16 protein-coding genes and 1 pseudogene are annotated in these 17138 nt (G+C 58.0%); 6 read left to right on the top strand and 11 right to left on the bottom strand.

Translation table 11 applies throughout. The features are described from left to right. Nucleotides 1–143: 143 nt before the first annotated feature. A complete protein-coding gene (locus OE750_RS06985; RefSeq protein WP_263762895.1) occupies nucleotides 144–1271 on the bottom strand; it encodes a type III PLP-dependent enzyme in 1128 nt (375 codons plus the stop codon). Between the two features lie 103 nt (nucleotides 1272–1374). On the opposite strand from OE750_RS06985, the gene OE750_RS06980 reads away from it, so the two are divergent. Beyond that, nucleotides 1375–1806 (top strand): Lrp/AsnC family transcriptional regulator, encoded by a 432-nt coding sequence (locus OE750_RS06980; protein WP_263762894.1) that lies wholly within the window; start codon nucleotides 1375–1377, stop codon nucleotides 1804–1806. 100 nt (nucleotides 1807–1906) lie between these two features. On the opposite strand, the gene OE750_RS06975 is transcribed toward OE750_RS06980, so the two are convergent. The 3 genes from OE750_RS06975 to OE750_RS06965 all read right to left on the bottom strand — a co-directional run bounded on the left by OE750_RS06975 (nucleotide 1907) and on the right by OE750_RS06965 (nucleotide 6287). After that, the gene (locus OE750_RS06975; protein WP_263762891.1) at nucleotides 1907–5026 is read right to left on the bottom strand and encodes a valine--tRNA ligase; all 3120 of its coding nucleotides are present in this window, start codon (nucleotides 5024–5026) and stop codon (nucleotides 1907–1909) included. A 250-nt stretch (nucleotides 5027–5276) separates the two neighbouring features. Beyond that, entirely contained in the window at nucleotides 5277–6062 is a 786-nt protein-coding gene (locus tag OE750_RS06970; RefSeq protein ID WP_263762888.1) for a crotonase/enoyl-CoA hydratase family protein, read from the bottom strand. A 54-nt stretch (nucleotides 6063–6116) separates the two neighbouring features. Next, nucleotides 6117–6287 (bottom strand): Tat pathway signal protein, encoded by a 171-nt coding sequence (locus tag OE750_RS06965; RefSeq protein WP_263762886.1) that lies wholly within the window; start codon nucleotides 6285–6287, stop codon nucleotides 6117–6119. Nucleotides 6288–6385: 98 nt separating this feature from the next. Between OE750_RS06965 and OE750_RS06960 the strand changes: the two genes are divergently transcribed. Next, nucleotides 6386–7495, top strand: a complete 1110-nt coding sequence (locus OE750_RS06960; RefSeq protein WP_263762884.1) for a pyridoxal phosphate-dependent aminotransferase — start codon at nucleotides 6386–6388, stop codon at nucleotides 7493–7495. Nucleotides 7496–7660: 165 nt separating this feature from the next. On the opposite strand, the gene OE750_RS06955 is transcribed toward OE750_RS06960, so the two are convergent. The 3 genes from OE750_RS06955 to ppk2 all read right to left on the bottom strand — a co-directional run bounded on the left by OE750_RS06955 (nucleotide 7661) and on the right by ppk2 (nucleotide 10173). After that, nucleotides 7661–8560, bottom strand: coding sequence for a nickel/cobalt transporter (locus OE750_RS06955; RefSeq protein WP_263762883.1), 900 nt, complete (start codon nucleotides 8558–8560; stop codon nucleotides 7661–7663). Further along, a complete protein-coding gene (locus tag OE750_RS06950; RefSeq protein WP_263762880.1) occupies nucleotides 8542–9165 on the bottom strand; it encodes a DUF1007 family protein in 624 nt (207 codons plus the stop codon). Before OE750_RS06950 ends, OE750_RS06955 begins: the two co-directional genes overlap by 19 nt. A 90-nt stretch (nucleotides 9166–9255) precedes the next feature. Next, nucleotides 9256–10173 (bottom strand): polyphosphate kinase 2, encoded by a 918-nt coding sequence (gene ppk2 / locus OE750_RS06945; RefSeq protein ID WP_263762878.1) that lies wholly within the window; start codon nucleotides 10171–10173, stop codon nucleotides 9256–9258. Nucleotides 10174–10287: 114 nt separating this feature from the next. Between ppk2 and dtd the strand changes: the two genes are divergently transcribed. Next, complete coding sequence (gene dtd / locus OE750_RS06940; RefSeq protein ID WP_263762876.1) at nucleotides 10288–10725, top strand: D-aminoacyl-tRNA deacylase; 438 nt, start codon at nucleotides 10288–10290, stop codon at nucleotides 10723–10725. A 71-nt stretch (nucleotides 10726–10796) separates the two neighbouring features. Here dtd and OE750_RS06935 read toward each other — a convergent pair whose 3' ends face one another. Next, a complete protein-coding gene (locus OE750_RS06935) occupies nucleotides 10797–11249 on the bottom strand; it encodes an NUDIX hydrolase (protein ID WP_263762874.1) in 453 nt (150 codons plus the stop codon). 134 nt (nucleotides 11250–11383) lie between these two features. After that, nucleotides 11384–12574: a pyridoxal-phosphate-dependent aminotransferase family protein gene (locus OE750_RS06930; RefSeq protein WP_263762872.1), complete on the bottom strand. Its 1191-nt coding sequence runs from the start codon at nucleotides 12572–12574 to the stop codon at nucleotides 11384–11386. A 140-nt stretch (nucleotides 12575–12714) separates the two neighbouring features. On the opposite strand from OE750_RS06930, the gene OE750_RS06925 reads away from it, so the two are divergent. Next, the gene (locus OE750_RS06925; protein WP_263762870.1) at nucleotides 12715–14613 is read left to right on the top strand and encodes an ABC transporter ATP-binding protein; all 1899 of its coding nucleotides are present in this window, start codon (nucleotides 12715–12717) and stop codon (nucleotides 14611–14613) included. Here OE750_RS06925 and OE750_RS06920 read toward each other — a convergent pair. Further along, nucleotides 14549–15163, bottom strand: a pseudogene (locus OE750_RS06920) (glycosyltransferase); the annotation flags it as partial. The gene OE750_RS06925 and the pseudogene OE750_RS06920 sit on opposite strands and share 65 nt — an antisense overlap. A gap of 64 nt (nucleotides 15164–15227) precedes the next feature. On the opposite strand from OE750_RS06920, the gene OE750_RS06915 reads away from it, so the two are divergent. Continuing rightward, a complete protein-coding gene (locus tag OE750_RS06915; RefSeq protein WP_412176207.1) occupies nucleotides 15228–15971 on the top strand; it encodes a YgfZ/GcvT domain-containing protein in 744 nt (247 codons plus the stop codon). 56 nt (nucleotides 15972–16027) lie between these two features. Here the strand turns inward: OE750_RS06915 and efp are convergent, their stop codons facing one another. After that, on the bottom strand, nucleotides 16028–16591 hold the full coding sequence (efp, locus tag OE750_RS06910; RefSeq protein ID WP_263762866.1) for an elongation factor P: 564 nt from the start codon (nucleotides 16589–16591) through the stop codon (nucleotides 16028–16030). 219 nt (nucleotides 16592–16810) lie between these two features. Here efp and OE750_RS06905 point away from each other — a divergent pair, with 219 nt between their 5' ends. Further along, entirely contained in the window at nucleotides 16811–17131 is a 321-nt protein-coding gene (locus OE750_RS06905; RefSeq protein ID WP_263762865.1) for a DUF6280 family protein, read from the top strand. The last annotated feature ends 7 nt before the right edge of the window (nucleotides 17132–17138 follow it).

Genomic DNA, 17138 nt, shown 5'->3' with positions numbered 1-17138 from the left:
AGCGTTCGCAAAGAGGCTTCAACGATAGATGATGAGGCTGGCACACAATTCAGGCACACTCAGGGCAAATCCATGCCGAACAATGAATACCGGCTGCAAAAGCATGAACAAGCCCCACGCTTTTACATCTCACGCCGCCTCAATCAAACACGCCCGACCGTCAGAACAGACCGCACACCATATCCATTAAACCCCGTTGCAATGGCAAGCGAATAGGCTCCCATACCGGCAAAAAGCACATAGTCGCCCTCTGCAATTTTACGCGGCAAGCTCACTTCGTCAGGTAAGCAGTCGATGCTGTCACAGGTAGGCCCGAAGACCTTTCTTAACTGCATACCTCCCTTTTTCTCTGATCCGTCAACGCCCAGAACACGAATGCGGCTTGATGGACAAATATCGCGCCACTCCGCAAACCCGCCATAAATCCCATCATTCAGAAAGACAGCCCCATCGGGGCGCAGCGCTTTAACACGTGTTGCAAGAGTAAAGCTATCTGCAACCATCCCGCGGCCCGGCTCACAGACAAGCGCGGGCGGGTGAGGGAAGCAAGCGCGCACTGTTGCTTTTATCTCTCTGAAGATGCGCTCGAGGTCAGGAGCAACACCTCCACGGTGCGAAGCAAAACCGCCACCCACATTCAGGCGTTCGGGCTGCACCCCTGCACGACTGGCGATATCGGCGGCCGCCACAATATAGGCAGACCACACTTCAGGTGCAGCACATTGCGTGCCCGGATGAAACGTGAGCGCAGGACGATACCCCGCAGCTACGACCGCTTTCAAGAGCTCGACGGTGACATCCGGTGTCGCACCAAACTTTGCGCCAAAGTCATAATGCGCGCCCTTCACAGGCAACTTGAAGCGCACCGAAACTTCTTCTTGCGAATGCGAAGGCGCACCAAGCTTTACAAGCTCACTGACATCATCAACCGACCAGGAGCGCACACGCGCGCGTTTGCCTTCCACAATCTCAGCGCCCGATCTGACAGGGTTGTTATAATGCAAGTCAGCCGTTTTCGAGGCGGCACGCACCCTCGAAATTTCCTCGGGGCTGGCCACATCAAACCCGTTCAATCCGGCAGAGACAAGGTTTTCCAGAACCTCAGGCGCAGGGTTGGCCTTCACCGCATAGGTCACCTGCCCGTCAAAGCCGCGGCTAAACCGCTCGGCTTGAGACCGTAATGCATGGGGCGAAAAATACATTATGGGCTCATCAGGCCGCGTCAGGCCAAGATGCTCTTCCGGGCTTTTAAAAATGGTTCGTTCAAACATAAACACCGCCTCGTTTTCTTTTCAGCTTGGCGCAAAATTTGGTCGATTCATCGCGTCAATTCGGATAAAAAGACAGAAATGAACGTCAATATGTCAGGCCAAAATGAATAACGACGAAACTGACAGAATGCTGCTCACTCTTTTAGCCGAAAACGCACGCGCTTCGGTGACCAGTCTGGCGCGCAAGTTAGGGCTGGCGCGCACCACAGTGCAGGCTCGGATCGAGCGGCTGGAAACAAACGGCAGCATAGCGGGCTACACCCTTCGGCGCGGCATCAAAGCGCGCGCGGCCTTGCGTGCCACCGTGCTTATTTCGATCGAGCCGCGTTCCGGACCAGCCGTTCTTGCCCGCCTCAAGCTACTTACGGGTGTCGAGCAGGTTCACACAACATCGGGGCGGTGGGATCTCATTGCACTCCTTAGTGCCCCCACAACCGAAGCGCTTGACGAAACACTCGATGATATCGGCGCAGCCAAAGGCGTACGTAGTTCAGAAAGTCTTATCCATCTCAGTACAAAGATCGACCGCAGTTAAATTCTGCTGCGTTCATCCTTTCTTATTGCCTTAAATACCCCAGGGGGTCTGGGGGACAGCGTCCCCCAGCGGATCGGATTTTGCGAAGCAAAATTCGAGATCAGATCTCGGCCAAACGCTTGAGAGCGGCCTTCATCAGCCCCTCTTCCTCTTCCCGTTCAGCAAGGTTCGCACGGGTTTCCTCAACCACCTCATCAGGGGCGCTTTCCACGAACTTGGGGTTCCCCAACCGCCCGCGCATACCGCCGATTTCTTTAGCCAGTTTTCCAAGGCTCTTTTCAAGCCGCGCCTTCTCTGCATCGACATCAATGATGTCCGCAAGTGGCAAGCCAAATTCGGCCCCCGTCACACTCAGCGCAGCCGTGCCTTTGGGGAAGTCGGTTACAACATGCAACGCGTCCATGCGTGCAAGCTTTTTAATCAGAGCTTCGTTGCCCTCATATGCCGCCTTGGCCTCAACGCTCATGTTGCGCACCACAACTGGCACTTTGAGGCCAGCAGGCACATGCATTTGCGCGCGGACAGAACGGATTTCTTCGATGAGGCCAATGACCCAGTTCATCTCAGCATCCGCTGCCGCATCAACAAGCTCGCTGCCGTAAGTTGGCCAATCGGTGTGCGCGAGGATTTTCTTGCGCTCACCCAAAGTGCCCCAGAGCTCTTCGGTGATAAACGGCATGATCGGGTGCAAAAGCACCACGCATTGGTCGATCACCCAAGCCATGACGGCCTGTGTTTCTGCCTTCGTGGCGTCATCGCCATCCAGCAAGAGTGGCTTGGAAAACTCGACATACCAGTCGCAGACCTTGCCCCAAACAAACGCATAAAGCGCGTTGGCGGCATCATTGAAGCGATAGGCTTCAAGCGCCGCATCAACCGTTTCACGCACTTTGGCCGTCTCACCGATAATCCATTTGTTCACAGTTGCTGTGGCCTCTGGCACAGTCCCATCACTGCCCACAGCTTCATTCATTTCAGCAAAGCGCGCGGCATTCCAGAGCTTGGTTGTGAAGTTCCGGTAGCCTGTAATCTTCTGCGTAGAAAGCTTCAGAACGCCCCCCAGTGCCGCCATCTGTGCGTTGGTAAACCGCAGCGCATCTGCGCCAAATTCGTCAACGATTTCAAGCGGGTCAATCACATTTCCTGTGGTCTTGGACATCTTCTTGCCCTTCTCGTCACGTACGAGTTGATGCAGGTAAACCGTGTGAAACGGAATATCGTTTACCACGGCTTTCTGCATCATGATCATGCGTGCAACCCAGAAGAAGAGGATATCAAAACCGGTGATCAAAACATCGGTCGGGAAGTAGTGTTTCATCTCGTCGGTGTCTTCGGGCCAGCCCAGAGTTCCGATCGGCCAGAGACCAGAGGAGAACCACGTATCAAGCACGTCGGCATCGCGCCAGACGGGGTAGATCAGCTTGGTCGGGTCCTGATTTGCCGCATACTCTGCGAGGCTTTCCGACAGGGCATCAGCAGCCGCATTGCGGCTCTCGACTTCGACAACACGTGCGTGATTAAGCGGTACAGGCAGGCCTGCGAGAACGTCGACGAACTGCTGCGTCACGGTCTCAAAATCAGGTGCTGCATGGTGACGCTCGTCTCCTTTCAACAAGTGCTGGGCAGAGAGCAAACGGCCCATCTCGACAAGGTCCAAAGCCCCATTGCCCTCATCGTCCTTGAAGCCTTCGCCCGAGAGATCGAACCCATACCACACAGGGATCTGATGCCCCCACCAAAGCTGCCGAGAGATACACCAAGGCTCGATATTTTCGAGCCAGTGATAGTAGGTTTTCTCGCCGCTTTCAGGCATGATCTTGATCTCGCCCGAGCGCACGGCCTCAAGCGCGGGGCCAACAACTTTTTCGGCATCGACAAACCACTGATCTGTCAACATCGGCTCGATGACGACCTTGGAACGGTCGCCAAACGGCTGCATGATCGGCTTGTTTTCAACGTAAGGCACGATGCGCGATTTGAGCTCGCCGTCGTCCTCGTATTGCTCGTTGACCATCACAGCCAAACCCTCGGATGTTATCTGCTCCACAACGGCTTTGCGAGCTTCAAAACGGTCAAGCCCGCGCAGGTCCTCAGGCACAAGATTGAGCGCATCAGCCTCTGAAATACTGAGCGTTTGCAACCCCTTGGATACATCCATAGCCACAGTCGCTGCCTCGTCATAGCTTGCCCCGTCCGAGCGCATTGCGCCCTTGGTATCCATCAAACGATAAAGCGGAATACCGCCGCGTTTGGCGACTTCATAATCGTTGAAATCATGCGCGCCGGTGATTTTCACAGCGCCAGACCCGAAGGTCATATCAGGGTATTCATCTGTAATGATCGGAATAAGGCGACGGTGTTCTTTCGGCCCCACGGGGATTTCGCAAAGCTGGCCGACGATGGGCGCATAGCGCGCGTCATCCGGGTGAACAGCGACGGCTCCATCGCCCAGCATTGTCTCGGGGCGGGTCGTCGCAATCGAGATATAATCGCGCTCTTCTTCGAGCGTCACATTGCCGTCTTCGTCCTTCTCGACATAAGTATATGTCGCGCCGCCTGCGAGCGGGTATTTGAAATGCCACATATGGCCGGCGACTTCGATATTCTCAACCTCAAGATCGGAAATCGCGGTCTCGAAATGCGGGTCCCAGTTGACCAGTCTCTTGCCTCTATAGATCAGGCCCTGGTCGTACATTTCAACGAAAACCTTGATCACCGCATCATGGAAATTGGCCGAGTTTTCATGGCCAACGCGGGGGTCACCCTCGGCGCCCGCCATGGTAAAAGCGTTGCGATTCCAATCACATGAGCAGCCAAGGCGCTTGAGCTGCTCCACAATCGTTCCGCCGTATTGCCCCTTCCACTCCCAGACTTTCTTAAGGAATTTCTGGCGGCCCAACTCTCCCCGCGAAGGCTGCCCCGAGGCCGCCAGCATCTTCTCGACCTGCATCTGCGTGGCGATGCCTGCGTGGTCTTGTCCGGGCTGCCAGAGCGTGTCGAAACCACGCATACGATGCCAGCGGATCAGGATGTCCTGAAGCGTGTTGTTGAAGGCGTGACCAACGTGCAAAGCGCCTGTCACGTTGGGCGGCGGGATCATGATTGTGAAGCTCTCGTCGCGCGAGCGGTTGGCTCCCGCGCGGAAAGCTCCGGCGCGCTCCCACATCGCGGTGATGCGAGGTTCAGCTTCGCTTGCGTTAAATGTCTTTTCCATCGCCATAATCTTCAGCCCTTCTTGGGGTGTTCCGTTGCCTCAAGGTCTAGCGAATACGCAGGCAAAACCCAAGGGTCAAAAGGGGCAACACATGTCAAACCCTGAAAGCAGCGCACGCTGGGGTTAACGCTGCGGAGCAACCCCAGAAACAGGGGGTGAAAAGCGTGCACCATGCGTGCACAACCCGTGCACCGCGTGAATCGCCTGTTCGTTAACAGAAATTAAGTTAAGGCAGCGCGCGATGCCCCCAGCGCCCTCAGAATTCCGGTGCGCGTTTTTGCATGTTCGCGGCGATGACTTCCATCTGGTGCGGCTTGCCGACAAGATCGGTTTGCTCACGGCTTTCGGCCAGCAGAACTGCATCGTCACCAGCATCGCTTTCGGCAACCCCGATGAGCCGCTTGGCTGCACGAATGGCTGAAGGGCTTTTTGAGGCGATTGTCGCCGCCAGCCCCTCGGCAGCTTCCAGCGGCGTGTCAGACAACTCGGTCACCAAGCCCCAATCAAGCGCCTGTGCGGCGCTCACCGGCTCGGCGGTATAGGTCATCTTGCGGATCACATCGGAGCGGGTGAGTTGTGGCATCAGAACCATGCCGCCCATGTCGGGCACAAGGCCCCATTTCATCTCCATGACTGCAAGCTGCGTCTCGGGGTGAGCGATACGGATATCGGCGCCAAGCGCCAGTTGGAAGCCCGCACCATAAACCACACCATGCAGAGCAGCAATCACCGGCACAGGGATACGCCGCCAGATCAGGACCAGTTCCTGAAAGAGGTTGGTGCTGCCATATTCTCGCGGCATGATCGTGGCTTCGGGATCGCCCGCCGCCAACATGGCGAAGCTCTGCACATCAAGCCCGGCGCAAAAGGCCCGCCCCTCGCCCGAGAGAACCACAGCTCTGATGCTGTCATCTGTTAGAAGAGCTTGCCCCGCCGCAACGAGGGCCTTGGCCATTTCGATATCGACGCCGTTCATTTTGTCAGCGCGGGTGAGCGTGACATGGGCGATATGATCTTTGATTTCGGTGGTGACACGGGCCATGGGCAAAACTCCTCTTTGAAAAGAGACTAACCCGTGCGCTGCTTTCGCAAAAGCTTAACGTAAAGGCACAATCTTCTCGACCGCGCGCATCATGCCCAGCGATTTATCATAGACCAGCGTAAGGATGCGCCGGCTGCCCGTTTTGCTGGCCACAGTTGGAACTGTGCGTGCCGCTCCGGCTGCCAGAGTGGTTCCGATAAAGCCGCGGCGGGTAAGTTTGGCCATGTTCAGCCCTCCAGTTGCGAGTGAGTCTCATGTAAGTGCTCTCGCGAAGCTTACAAGGCCACTTGCCGCCGCGCCCCTGTTTGGATTAACGATAGCGCATGACACATACACGCCTCACCAAGCTCGCCGAGAGCCTGCCCGCCACCGTCCCTTTTGTCGGCCCCGAGGCGCATGAGCGTGCCACGGGTGTTGCGTTTTCCGCCCGTATCGGAGCGAACGAAAATGTCTTCGGCCCCTCGCCGTTGGCGCTTGCGGCCATGGCCGAAAGCCTCTCGGGTATCTGGATGTATGGCGACAGCGAGAACCACGACTTGCGGCAGGCTCTGGCGGCCCATCACGGCTGCGCGCCCGAGAACATCATGGTCGGTGAAGGTATCGACGGGCTTTTGGGCTATCTGGTGCGCTTGATGATCGGTGAAGGCGATACTGTCGTCACCTCCGATGGGGCTTACCCGACCTTCAACTATCATGTCGCAGGCTTTGGCGGCGTATTGCACAAAGTGCCGTATCGTGACGATCATGAAGACCTGTCCGCGCTGATGCTGAAGGCGCGCGAAACCGATGCCAAGCTCGTCTATTTCGCCAACCCCGACAACCCGATGGCCACATGGCGCAAAGGTGCTGACGTGCTCAAAAGGCTTGATGACCTGCCCGAGGGCTGCCTCTTGGTGCTGGATGAAGCCTATATCGAATTCGCCCCCGAGGGCACGGCCGCCCCTGTCGATATCAACGATCCACGCGTCATCCGTATGCGCACCTTCTCAAAAGCTTACGGCATGGCAGGCGCTCGTGTCGGCTATGCGATGGGCGCGGCCCCGCTGATTATGGCGTTCAACAAGATCCGCAATCACTTCGGCATGAACCGCACCAGCCAGATAGGCGCTCTGGCGGCATTGGCAGACCAAAGCTACCTTGCCGAGACACTTGCCAATGTTGCCGCTGCACGCAGCCGTATTTCCGAAATCGCGGCTGACAACGGGCTCAAAGCCCTGCCCTCTGCCGCCAATTTCGTGGCAATCGACTGCGGAAAAGATGGCGCGTTTGCCAAGGCTGTGCTGGATGGGCTGATCAAGCGTGGCATCTTCGTGCGTATGCCCTTCGTTGTCCCGCAAAACCGCTGCATTCGCGTCAGCTGCGGCACGGAGGGCGATCTCGCAGCCTTCAAAGCCGCCCTCCCCGAAGCCCTGGAAGAAGCTCACAAAGGCTAAATCCCTTTCTTATTGCTCTAAATATCCAAATCCTGCGCCATAAAAGCGCTCAACACTTCAAATCCGGCATATACACCAGATACAAGCAGGGGGGCGGGCCGCTTTAGCGGCCCGCCCCCCTGAGCGATGCACGAAGTGCAGCGCAAAACCTCATTCAGACACCAGCTAAACCAGCGAAAGCGCCACAACCGCAATAAGCGCTCCGGCCCCAAGCTCCAGAAGCGCCGAAAGCCTGAGAGCCGTGCCGCTTTCGGCCACCGCACCAAAAGCGCTTTCGCGCATCAAAACCGAGAGCACTGCAACGATCACCGTTACACTGGCTGTGCCGAAGCCCATCACAAAGGCTCCCGCAATCCCGACCAGATCAATCTCGAGCCGCCAGGTGAGAATCAACAAGAAAAGTGCGCCTGTGCAGGGACGTATGGCGACAGAGCCGATCACCAGAAGCGCGTCGCGCAGGCTGTGGACATGGGCGGCCTCATCGGCGCTGGGGCCGTGTTTGTGGCCGCAACCGCAGCTGCCGTCGGTGTGATGGTCATGGTCGTGATGGGCATGGCCGCGATGTTTCCAGATCGAATAGAGCTTTCGCGCCCCGCGCAGGGCAAGCCAGGCCCCGACAAGCGCAATCGCGATATAGGAGGCGGGCGCAAGCCAGTCTTCTGCAAGGCCTGTCATGGCTTGACGCGTGAGTCCAAAGGCGAAGACGCCGGCATAGACCAACAGCACGGCTGCCGCCGCCTGCCCGAGGCTTGAGAGGACAGCGAGAGCCGAAAGCCTGAGCACCGGCACGCGCCGCGCGGCACCGTATCCGCCGATGATCAGCTTGCCATGGCCCGGACCTGCCGCATGAAAGAAGCCATAGGCAAAGCACAGCCCCATAAGCCCCCAGAAGGCCCCCGGCTCGCCGCCTTTCAGCGCGCGCAAGAGGCCTGCCATTGCGTTTTGCACTTTGCGCTGGCCTTCGGACGCCCAAGCCGAAAGGTCCGCGGCTCCCCCCATGCCCCAGAGCCAGACCACCAGGGCCATCACGGCTGCGAGGGCAAAAATCAGGAGTCCGATGCGCATGTTACAATAACCTCATCTGCAAATTCTTCGCCGACTTCGGGGTAGTCGGCTTCGGGGTCGTCAACATCATCGCCCAGAAGCTCCGCTTCCAGTTTGTAGGCCGCTTCAAGATCGGCCTTTACCACATTGGATTTGCAGCCCGCAGGCATGTGAACTCCGAGGCCAAGGTCGTAGGCGGTGTAATAGGTCGGATCAAACGCCTTGAGGCTGAGCGCCTTCGGCCCGTCGGCAAGCGCGCGGTAATGGCGTGAGGTGATATGACCGGCATCAACGGTTGTGCCACGGTTCTCGGGCGGGCCGAGCACCAGCTTTCCAGCGCCGGCCTGCGCATAGAGGTCGCCCTCAAAGCCCTCGATCCATTGCAGATCAAACCCGTCGAGTTGGGCCAGTTCGGCCTGCGTGAGCTTGCCATCAAAGTCGCTATCAAGCTCCATATCTTCAAGAACAAGGAGAGAATAAAGCTCGTCATAGCGCCATGTCACCTCGACGCCTGCCACTTGCCCGCTTTCATCCACGACAAGTCGCAAGCCTGTCTCGACAAAGACATGCGGGTGCGCCCCGAGAGGAGCGGCAAAACATATGAAAAGGGCGGTTAGAAAACGCATGTGAAAGCCTTAGATTGCTATCCCCCTGCCTGCAATGGGAGCGAAAAGGGGCTGGCGGAAAAGCGCCAACCCCTTCGATTTGCTTGATGTTTACTTTCCGCGGCGTTGATCGGGGTGCAGGGAGGCACCCAGAATGTGATCTGTGCGGTGAATCACGTGATTGGCGCTTGAGCAAATCAGCGGATCAGGTTCGCCCACGAGTTCGACATCTTTGCCGGGGTAATCGAGGCTCGCGAGGAAATGCCGCATACAGGCAAGGCGCGCGCGCTTTTTGTCGTTTGATTTCACCACGGTCCAAGGTGCGTCGGCGGTATCGGTGTAAAAGAACATCGCCTCTTTGGCTTCGGTGTAGTCATCCCATTTGTTGAGGCTGGCTTTATCAATCGGGCTCAGCTTCCACTGTTTGAGCGGATCGGTCTCGCGGCTGGCAAAACGGCGGGCCTGCTCTTCCTGTGTGACGGAGAACCAGTATTTGTAGAGCCGGATGCCGGAACGGACGAGCATTTGCTCGAAGTCGGGTGTCTGGCGCATGAACTCCAGATATTCGTTCGGCTCACAGAACCCCATGACCCGCTCGACACCTGCGCGGTTATACCAGCTGCGGTCATAGAGCACGATCTCGCCCTGTGTGGGCAGGTGCTGGATGTAGCGCTGGAAATACCATTGGCCGCGCTCTTCATCTGTGGGTTTGTTCAAGGCCACAACGCGCGCGGTGCGCGGGTTCAAGTGCTCGGTGAAGCGTTTGATCGTGCCGCCCTTGCCTGCCGCATCGCGGCCCTCAAACAGCATGACAAATTTCTGGCCTGTCTCCTGCGCCCAGTGCTGGACTTTCAGAAGCTCGGCCTGAAGCGCGGCTTTTTGGGCTTCGTAGTCTCTTTTACCAAGTTTGGTTTTGTAAGGGTAGATTCCGTTCTCAAACGCACGGCGCACCTCTTCGAGTGAAGGTTTGGGGTGCTTCGCATTTGCTGCCGCAGGTGTGTTTGCCGGAGTTGGAGACTTTGCCGTCATGTCGCGTGTTCCTTTTGTTAGTGTCAGCTCCTTTTATACCGTGTTTTGAATGTATGCGCCTTGACCTCGCTCAAGCTTTTGGGCCTTCTTGCGCGCAAACTGAGCGAGGGTAAAATGAGAGCGCTACTTCAGCGGGTGAAAGAGGCGCAAGTGCGCGTCGAGGGCGAGCGGATTGGCGGCTGCGGGCATGGGCTGATGATTCTGGTTTGCGCCATGCAGGGCGACGGAGAGGAGGACGCCGCGAGGCTGGCGGCCAAGGTTTCGAAGTTGCGCATTTTCAAGGATGAGGCAGGCAAGATGAACCGCTCGCTTCTGGACATTGAGGGCGGGGCCCTTGTGGTGAGCCAGTTCACACTGGCGGCAGACACATCCCGCGGCAACCGCCCCGGCTTTTCTGCCGCCGCCGCGCCTGACGTGGGCGAGCGGCTTTATGAGCTGTTTGCAAAGGATCTCGCGGCGCTTGGCGTACCTGTTGAAACGGGGAAGTTTGGCGCGGACATGCAAGTAAGTCTGGTCAATGACGGGCCGGTGACGATTTGGGTTGAAAGCTGAAGGGGTGCACGGACGTGGCAGAGGCTAGGTTTGAGCCTAAAGCGGCCATTCTGTCGCTGCCGTGACCAGACTCATGTGGCGATTGCAGCACCCTGCCGAGCGACATCTTCCACGTCCAGGCTAAGAGCAAGATTTCCTGTGCCTAGCTCAGTCATCGGAAACCATTGGGCCTCAAGGGCGTCATCACCCGCAATCGGCTCACCCGACACCCAAGAACAGAGGACAGCCGCTAAGACGTAGTGATGGCGCACCATGCCTTTTTCATCACGGTCGAAAGCATCGACTGCTGTGAAGACCTGCTGTGCTGTTACGTGCACCCCGGTTTCCTCAAGAACTTCGCGGACGGCTGCATCTTGAATAGATTCTCCGAGATCTATTTTTCCGCCCGGAAAGCCCCACTTGCCCGCATCCGGCGGGTTCGCGCGGCGCACCAGCAGCACATGATCAGCTCTAAACACCGTCGCGATCGTTGCAACGATTGGCCGCGTCATGGGCAGAGCAAGCTTGTCTATGTCAGCAGGCATTCTGAATCCTTTGGTTCATTCCGGCAAAACACCGGCGGCACTTGTTCCTTAACGGCGGGAAGCAGGCTGATGTGCATAGACGCTCCCTCACAACCGAGTGGCAAGCTTGTCTCGCAGAAAGACGTTGCTGTCCTTTATGCCAGTGCTTGCGCCGCTGCGTCCAGCGCTCCTGAACCGCGTGGGACTTGCAGGGCGGCGAGGCCCGCTTCGATGCTGCCCAGAGCGCCCATGATCATCTGTGGATTAACGTAGCCCATGTGGCCGATGCGGAAGTAGCCGTCGGCCATCGGGTCCTCCTCGTTGCCCATGCCAAGGCCGATGCCGAGTGTGAGGCCGGCTTCACCCTCGGTCCATTGGCGCAGGCGTGTGCCTATTGTTTTGCCGATGTGCAGCGAGGTGACAGCCGTTGAGCGGTGCGCGGGCTCCGGCACGTTGAGCGTAAGCGGGCCGCCCTGCCCCCAGGTTTCACAGGCTGCCCAGATAGCACCAGCGAGCTTTTCGTGGCGCGCCCAGACGGCTTCCATGCCTTCGGAGTGGATCATCTCGAGCGAGGCTTGCAACCCGTAGAGGTGATGTGTGGGGGCTGTGCCTGCGAAATATTGCCAGAGCGCTTCGGGCGCGCTGCGCGGGCCCCAATCCCAGTAATGGCTGACGCGGTCCATACAGTTGCGGACGGCTGCGGCCTTATCGCTGAAGAAAACAAAGCCGAGGCCGGGCGGAACCATAAGCCCTTTTTGCGAAGCTGCGACCATGACATCGACGCCCCAAGCGTCCATCTCGAACCTGTCACAACCGAGCGAGGCGATACAATCAACCGCCAGAAGCGCACTGTGACCCGCCGCATCAATCGCGGCGCGAAGGGTGGCGATATCGTTTTTTACCGAGGTCGAGGTATCGACATGGGTGCAGAGGACAGCTTTGATCTTGCCTTCTTTATCAGCGCGCAGGGCAGCTTCCAGCGCTTCGCCTTGCGCGGGCGCTTTGAGGCCGCAATCGAGCGGGATGACATTGACGCCGAGACCTTCTGCCACGCGCGCCCAGCCGCGGCCAAAGTGGCCATTGATGACGCCAAGAACGGTATCCCCCTCACGCACGATGTTGCTGAGCGCGGCCTCCCATGCGGCGTGGCCATTGCCGATATAGATCGTGGCGAAATGGTCTGTGCGGGCAACTTTTTTGAGACCCTCAATAAGCGAGGGCATCATATCGGGAAGTTCGCCTGCATAAATATTGGGCGCAGCACGGTGCATGGCACGCAGAACGGCATCGGGCATCACCGATGGGCCTGGAATTGCTAGATAATCACGTCCACCTGCGCCTGACATTGTGTCTCTCCTTAGCGAATATTCCGGGGACTTTAGCCCGATGCTGCGCAGCGTCAATGCTGTGTCGTATGCGGCGAAACCTTGCCAGCGCGCGGCCCCTTCTCTAAACGATTATGAAAGGCAATAAAGATTGGCCCATAATGAGCGATACCCCCCAACACAGCAACGAACAGAACGGGGATAAACTTTTCCGCTGGATCTGGCGCAACTACCTCAGTCGCTTTACAGGGTTTCTCCTGCTGTCACTTGTTTTCATGATCATCGAAGGCTCCATGCTGGGCGGGCTCAGCTACATCATGCGCCCGATGTTTGACACGGTGTTCATCGCCGGCAACGAAGGTGCGATCAGGTGGGTGGCGCTGGCGATCTTTGCTATTTTTGCGGGGCGGGCTGTGGCCGCTGTCGGGCAAAAAATTACGCTGGCGTATATCATGCAAAAGATGGCGGCGGCGCTGCGCACCGATCTGCTGGCCCATATCATGCGTCAGGACGGGGCTTTTCACCAGACTCACCCGCCCGGATTTCTGATCCAACGGGTGCAGACGGATGTTGCTGCCATCAACGAAGGTTGGCGCGCGCTCATTATGGGGGCGGGACGTGACTTTATCACGCTTTTCGTGCTGATGGGGGTAGCGATCTCGGTTGATTGGAAGTGGACGCTTGTGGCCCTGATCGGCGCACCTTTGGTGCTGGCGCCTACGCGGCTTGTGCAGAAATTTGTCCGCCGTCGCGCGCGCGAGGCGCGTGACCTTGGCGCAAAGCTGGCCACACGCCTCGACGAGGTGTTCCACGGGATTGTTCCTGTAAAGCTTAACCGCCTTGAGGGCTATCAGAGCCAGCGTTACGGCGCCTTGACCAACAAGCTTGTGAAGGCCGAAGTGCGCGCCCAAGCGGGCAGTGCCATTGTGCCGGGGATGATTGATATCATGTCGGGCCTCGGCTTTGTCGGCGTGCTGGTTTACGGCGGTTCCGAGATTATTGCGGGCGAAAAATCGGTTGGGCAGTTCATGTCTTTCTTCACCGCAATCGGTTTTGCTTTCGAGCCGTTGCGCCGCCTTGGTGCGGTGAGCGGACAATGGCAAATAGCGGCTTCGGGTATCGAGCGTCTGCGCGAGCTTCTGGAGACGGAGCCGAGCCTGAAATCCCCTGTTTCCCCCAAGCCTGCGCCAAAGGGCACACCCGGGATCGAGTTGCGCAATGTCACGCTTTCCTATGGGGACACCACTGTTTTGAACGGCGCAACACTGACGGCGGAAGCGGGCAAGACCACAGCGCTTGTGGGAGCTTCCGGCGCGGGGAAATCGACGGTTTTCAACCTGCTCACACGGCTTGTTGACCCGGACAGCGGCAATGCCACCATCGGAGGTGTGGAAACGCGCGATATGTCTTTGGAAGATTTGCGCGGGCTGTTTTCTGTCGTGAGTCAGGATGCCGCTTTGTTTGATGAAACCCTGCGCGAAAATATCCTGCTTGGACGCACGGATGTGAGCGAGGCGCGTTTGAAAGAGGTGATCGAAGCGGCGCATGTGGCTGATTTCTTGCCACAGCTTTCTGACGGGCTGGACACCCCAGTCGGGCCGCGCGGCTCCGCCCTTTCGGGCGGGCAGCGCCAGCGGGTGGCGATTGCACGGGCTTTGCTGCGCGACACGCCTATTTTGCTACTCGATGAAGCGACATCGGCTTTGGATGCCAAATCTGAAGCTGTGGTTCAGGAGGCGCTTGAGCGGCTCTCGAAGGGGCGCACAACCCTGGTGATTGCGCACAGGCTTTCAACGGTGCGCGACGCAGACAAGATTGTTGTGATGGACGCAGGGCGCGTTGTGGACGAGGGCACGCATGAGGCGCTGCTCAAGGGCGATGGCGTCTATGCGCGGCTGCATGACTTGCAGTTCAAGACGAGCGGTCAGACTGCCGATAAAGCCGCGCTAGAGCGGCAGGGTCTGCGCCGAGGAAGTAGCGCAAGAGCAGCCAGAGGTTCCGCGAACCGCGGCGCATCCAGCCTGATTTCTCGTATTTTCTCGCGTCTGTCAGGGCAGTAAGCCCGAGCGGCACGAGCTTTCCCTTAAGGGCGCGTGCAAGGGCGACATCCTCCATCAGCGGCAAACTCGGGTAGCCGCCTGTATTTGCGAGTAATTCCGCCGAGATGAGCAACGCCTGATCGCCATACGGCAGGCCAAGGAAACGCGCACGCAGATTCGCCCAGCCCGCCACAAAGCGCGGCGCAAAGCCGCGTGTGGCGAAGGCAAGCCGGCCATAGCCAGCTTTGTCGGGGGCGTTTGCGATATGCGAAAGAACGGGCCGCGACCAGCCCGCCTCCAACACCGTATCGGCGTGCAAAACGAGCAGCCACGCCCCCTTGGCGGCCGCAATGCCCTGTGCAATTTGCACGCCGCGCCCTGCCGGCCCTGTGAGCCAGTCGGCGCCTGCGGCTTCGGCTATCGTGCGGGTAGCATCCTGCGAGCCGCCGTCTGCAATGATCAGCTCGCGGATGAGGCCCGCTTCCAGCCCCTCGCCCAAACTGCCGAGCGCCGCGGGCAGGCCATCGGCCGCATTGAGCGTTGGAATGATGACTGAGACCGGCGCGCGCATCGACTGCCCCTTTTGTTCGGCTACACCTACTCTATATTACGAAGGTAACGCGAATGGGAGAGCCGTGATGAGCCGGGAAATACTGATGATCACGGGGGAAGACCGTGAGCATTTTTTGCAGGGTCTTGTGACCAACGATGTGATGCAGCTGAAAGACGGGTTGGTTTATACCGCCATGCTGACGCCACAGGGCAAATACATTGCGGATTTCTTTCTGGTGCCGCATGGCGAGGCGATTTTGCTGGATGTGGACGCGAGCCTTGCGGCGATGCTGAGCCAACGGCTGACCATGTACAAACTGCGCTCCAAGGTGAAGATCGAGCCTTCTGGGCTGCATTTACACCGTGGCTTGGGCAAACGACCCGAGGGTGCCTTTTCCGACCCGCGCCATGCGGCGCTTGGCTGGCGGGACTATCGCGACGAGCCGCAGGCCGAGGACACGACCGACTGGATAAGCCTGCGTATTGTGCACGGAATTCCCGAGACGGGAGCGGAGCTGACCTCTGATACATTTATCCTCGAGATGGGATTTGAGCGGCTGCATGGCGTGGACTTCAAAAAAGGCTGTTATGTGGGCCAGGAAGTAACCGCGCGGATGAAGCATAAGACCGAGCTGCGCAAAGGGCTGGCGCGAGTGGTTGCCGACGGACCATTGCGCGAGGGCGCGCAGATTACGGCGGATGGCAAAGCAGCGGGCACGGTGCTGAGCGTGGCGGGCAACGCGGCGCTAGCGTATTTGCGGTTTGATCGGGCCGAGGCGGGCCTTGAGGCCGAAGGGCAAGCCCTGCGCTTTGAGAGGCTTGACTGAAACACAAAAGCCCCCGCGCTTTTGGCAGGGGCTTTTCAAACTCTGGCTGAACGGCTTCAGGCGCGCTCGGAATATTCCATTGTTTCGGTGTTTACGATGATCGCCTCGTCCTGACCGACGAAGGGCGGAACCATGACCTTCACGCCGTTGTCCAGAATGGCGGGCTTGAAGCTGTTGGCGGCTGTCTGGCCTTTGACCACCGGCTCTGTCTCGGCAATCACACAGGTGACCTTCTGCGGCAACGTCGCGTTGAGCGCCTCGCTGTCGTGGAACTCTACAAAGATGGTCATGCCGTCTTGCAGAAAGGGGCGGCGCTCGCCCAGAATTTCTGCATCAAGCTGGACCTGATCGTAAGTTTCGGTGTCCATAAAAATGAGCTGGCCAGAATCCTCGTAGAGGAACTGCATGTCTTTTTGCTCAAGGCGCACACGCTCGACTTTATCGGCGCTTCTGAACCGTTCGTTAAGCTTTGATCCGTTACGAAGGTTCTTCATCTCGACTTGAGCGAAGGCTCCGCCCTTTCCGGGCTTCACGTGATCGACTTTGACAGCAGCCCAGAGGCCGCCGTTGTGCTCCAGAACATTTCCGGGGCGAATTTCGTTTCCGTTGATTTTAGGCATTATGGCAAAACCGTGGCAATAAGGTTGATCGGATACAGACCGCACCTATATCTTGGGGGAGGCCCCTTGGCAAGAAAACCAGATACTGTGCTGCATTTGCAGAAAGATATGCACAAATTGCAACATAGCTATGCAAATCTGATCTATCCGAATCGGATTAAACCAGTCATAACCAGCCTCACGCCGAAAAAGACAAGAGCAAAAAACAAAGGACGAATCATGAGAGATTTCGTTGACGGCACGGCCTTCAATAACGAGCAAGGCAACCGTGCACGTAAACTATTTGCAGCCGTGGTACTGGCTGCCCTCGACGATGCTATCGCCGATGACAAGAAGTATGGAAACGGTCCCGAGCAAATCGCTCGCTGGGCGCGCTCACGCGACGGGCGTGAAGTGTTGTCTTGTGCAGGGATTGACCCGAACGAACGTGTCGTTTCGGGGCTGATGGACTTTGTCTCCAAAGGGGTTCGCACCTCTGTTGCGCTGTCTCGCGAAGAAAGCGAACGCCGTAATGCTGCTGCTCAGGCCGAAGCTGCCTAAGCAACGA

Origin of the sequence: Lentibacter sp. XHP0401 (assembly GCF_025751535.1) — a bacterium.
Lineage (GTDB): Bacteria > Pseudomonadota > Alphaproteobacteria > Rhodobacterales > Rhodobacteraceae > Lentibacter.
Note: the sequence above shows the minus strand (reverse complement) of the source record. Positions and strands in the feature narration are given on the sequence as shown.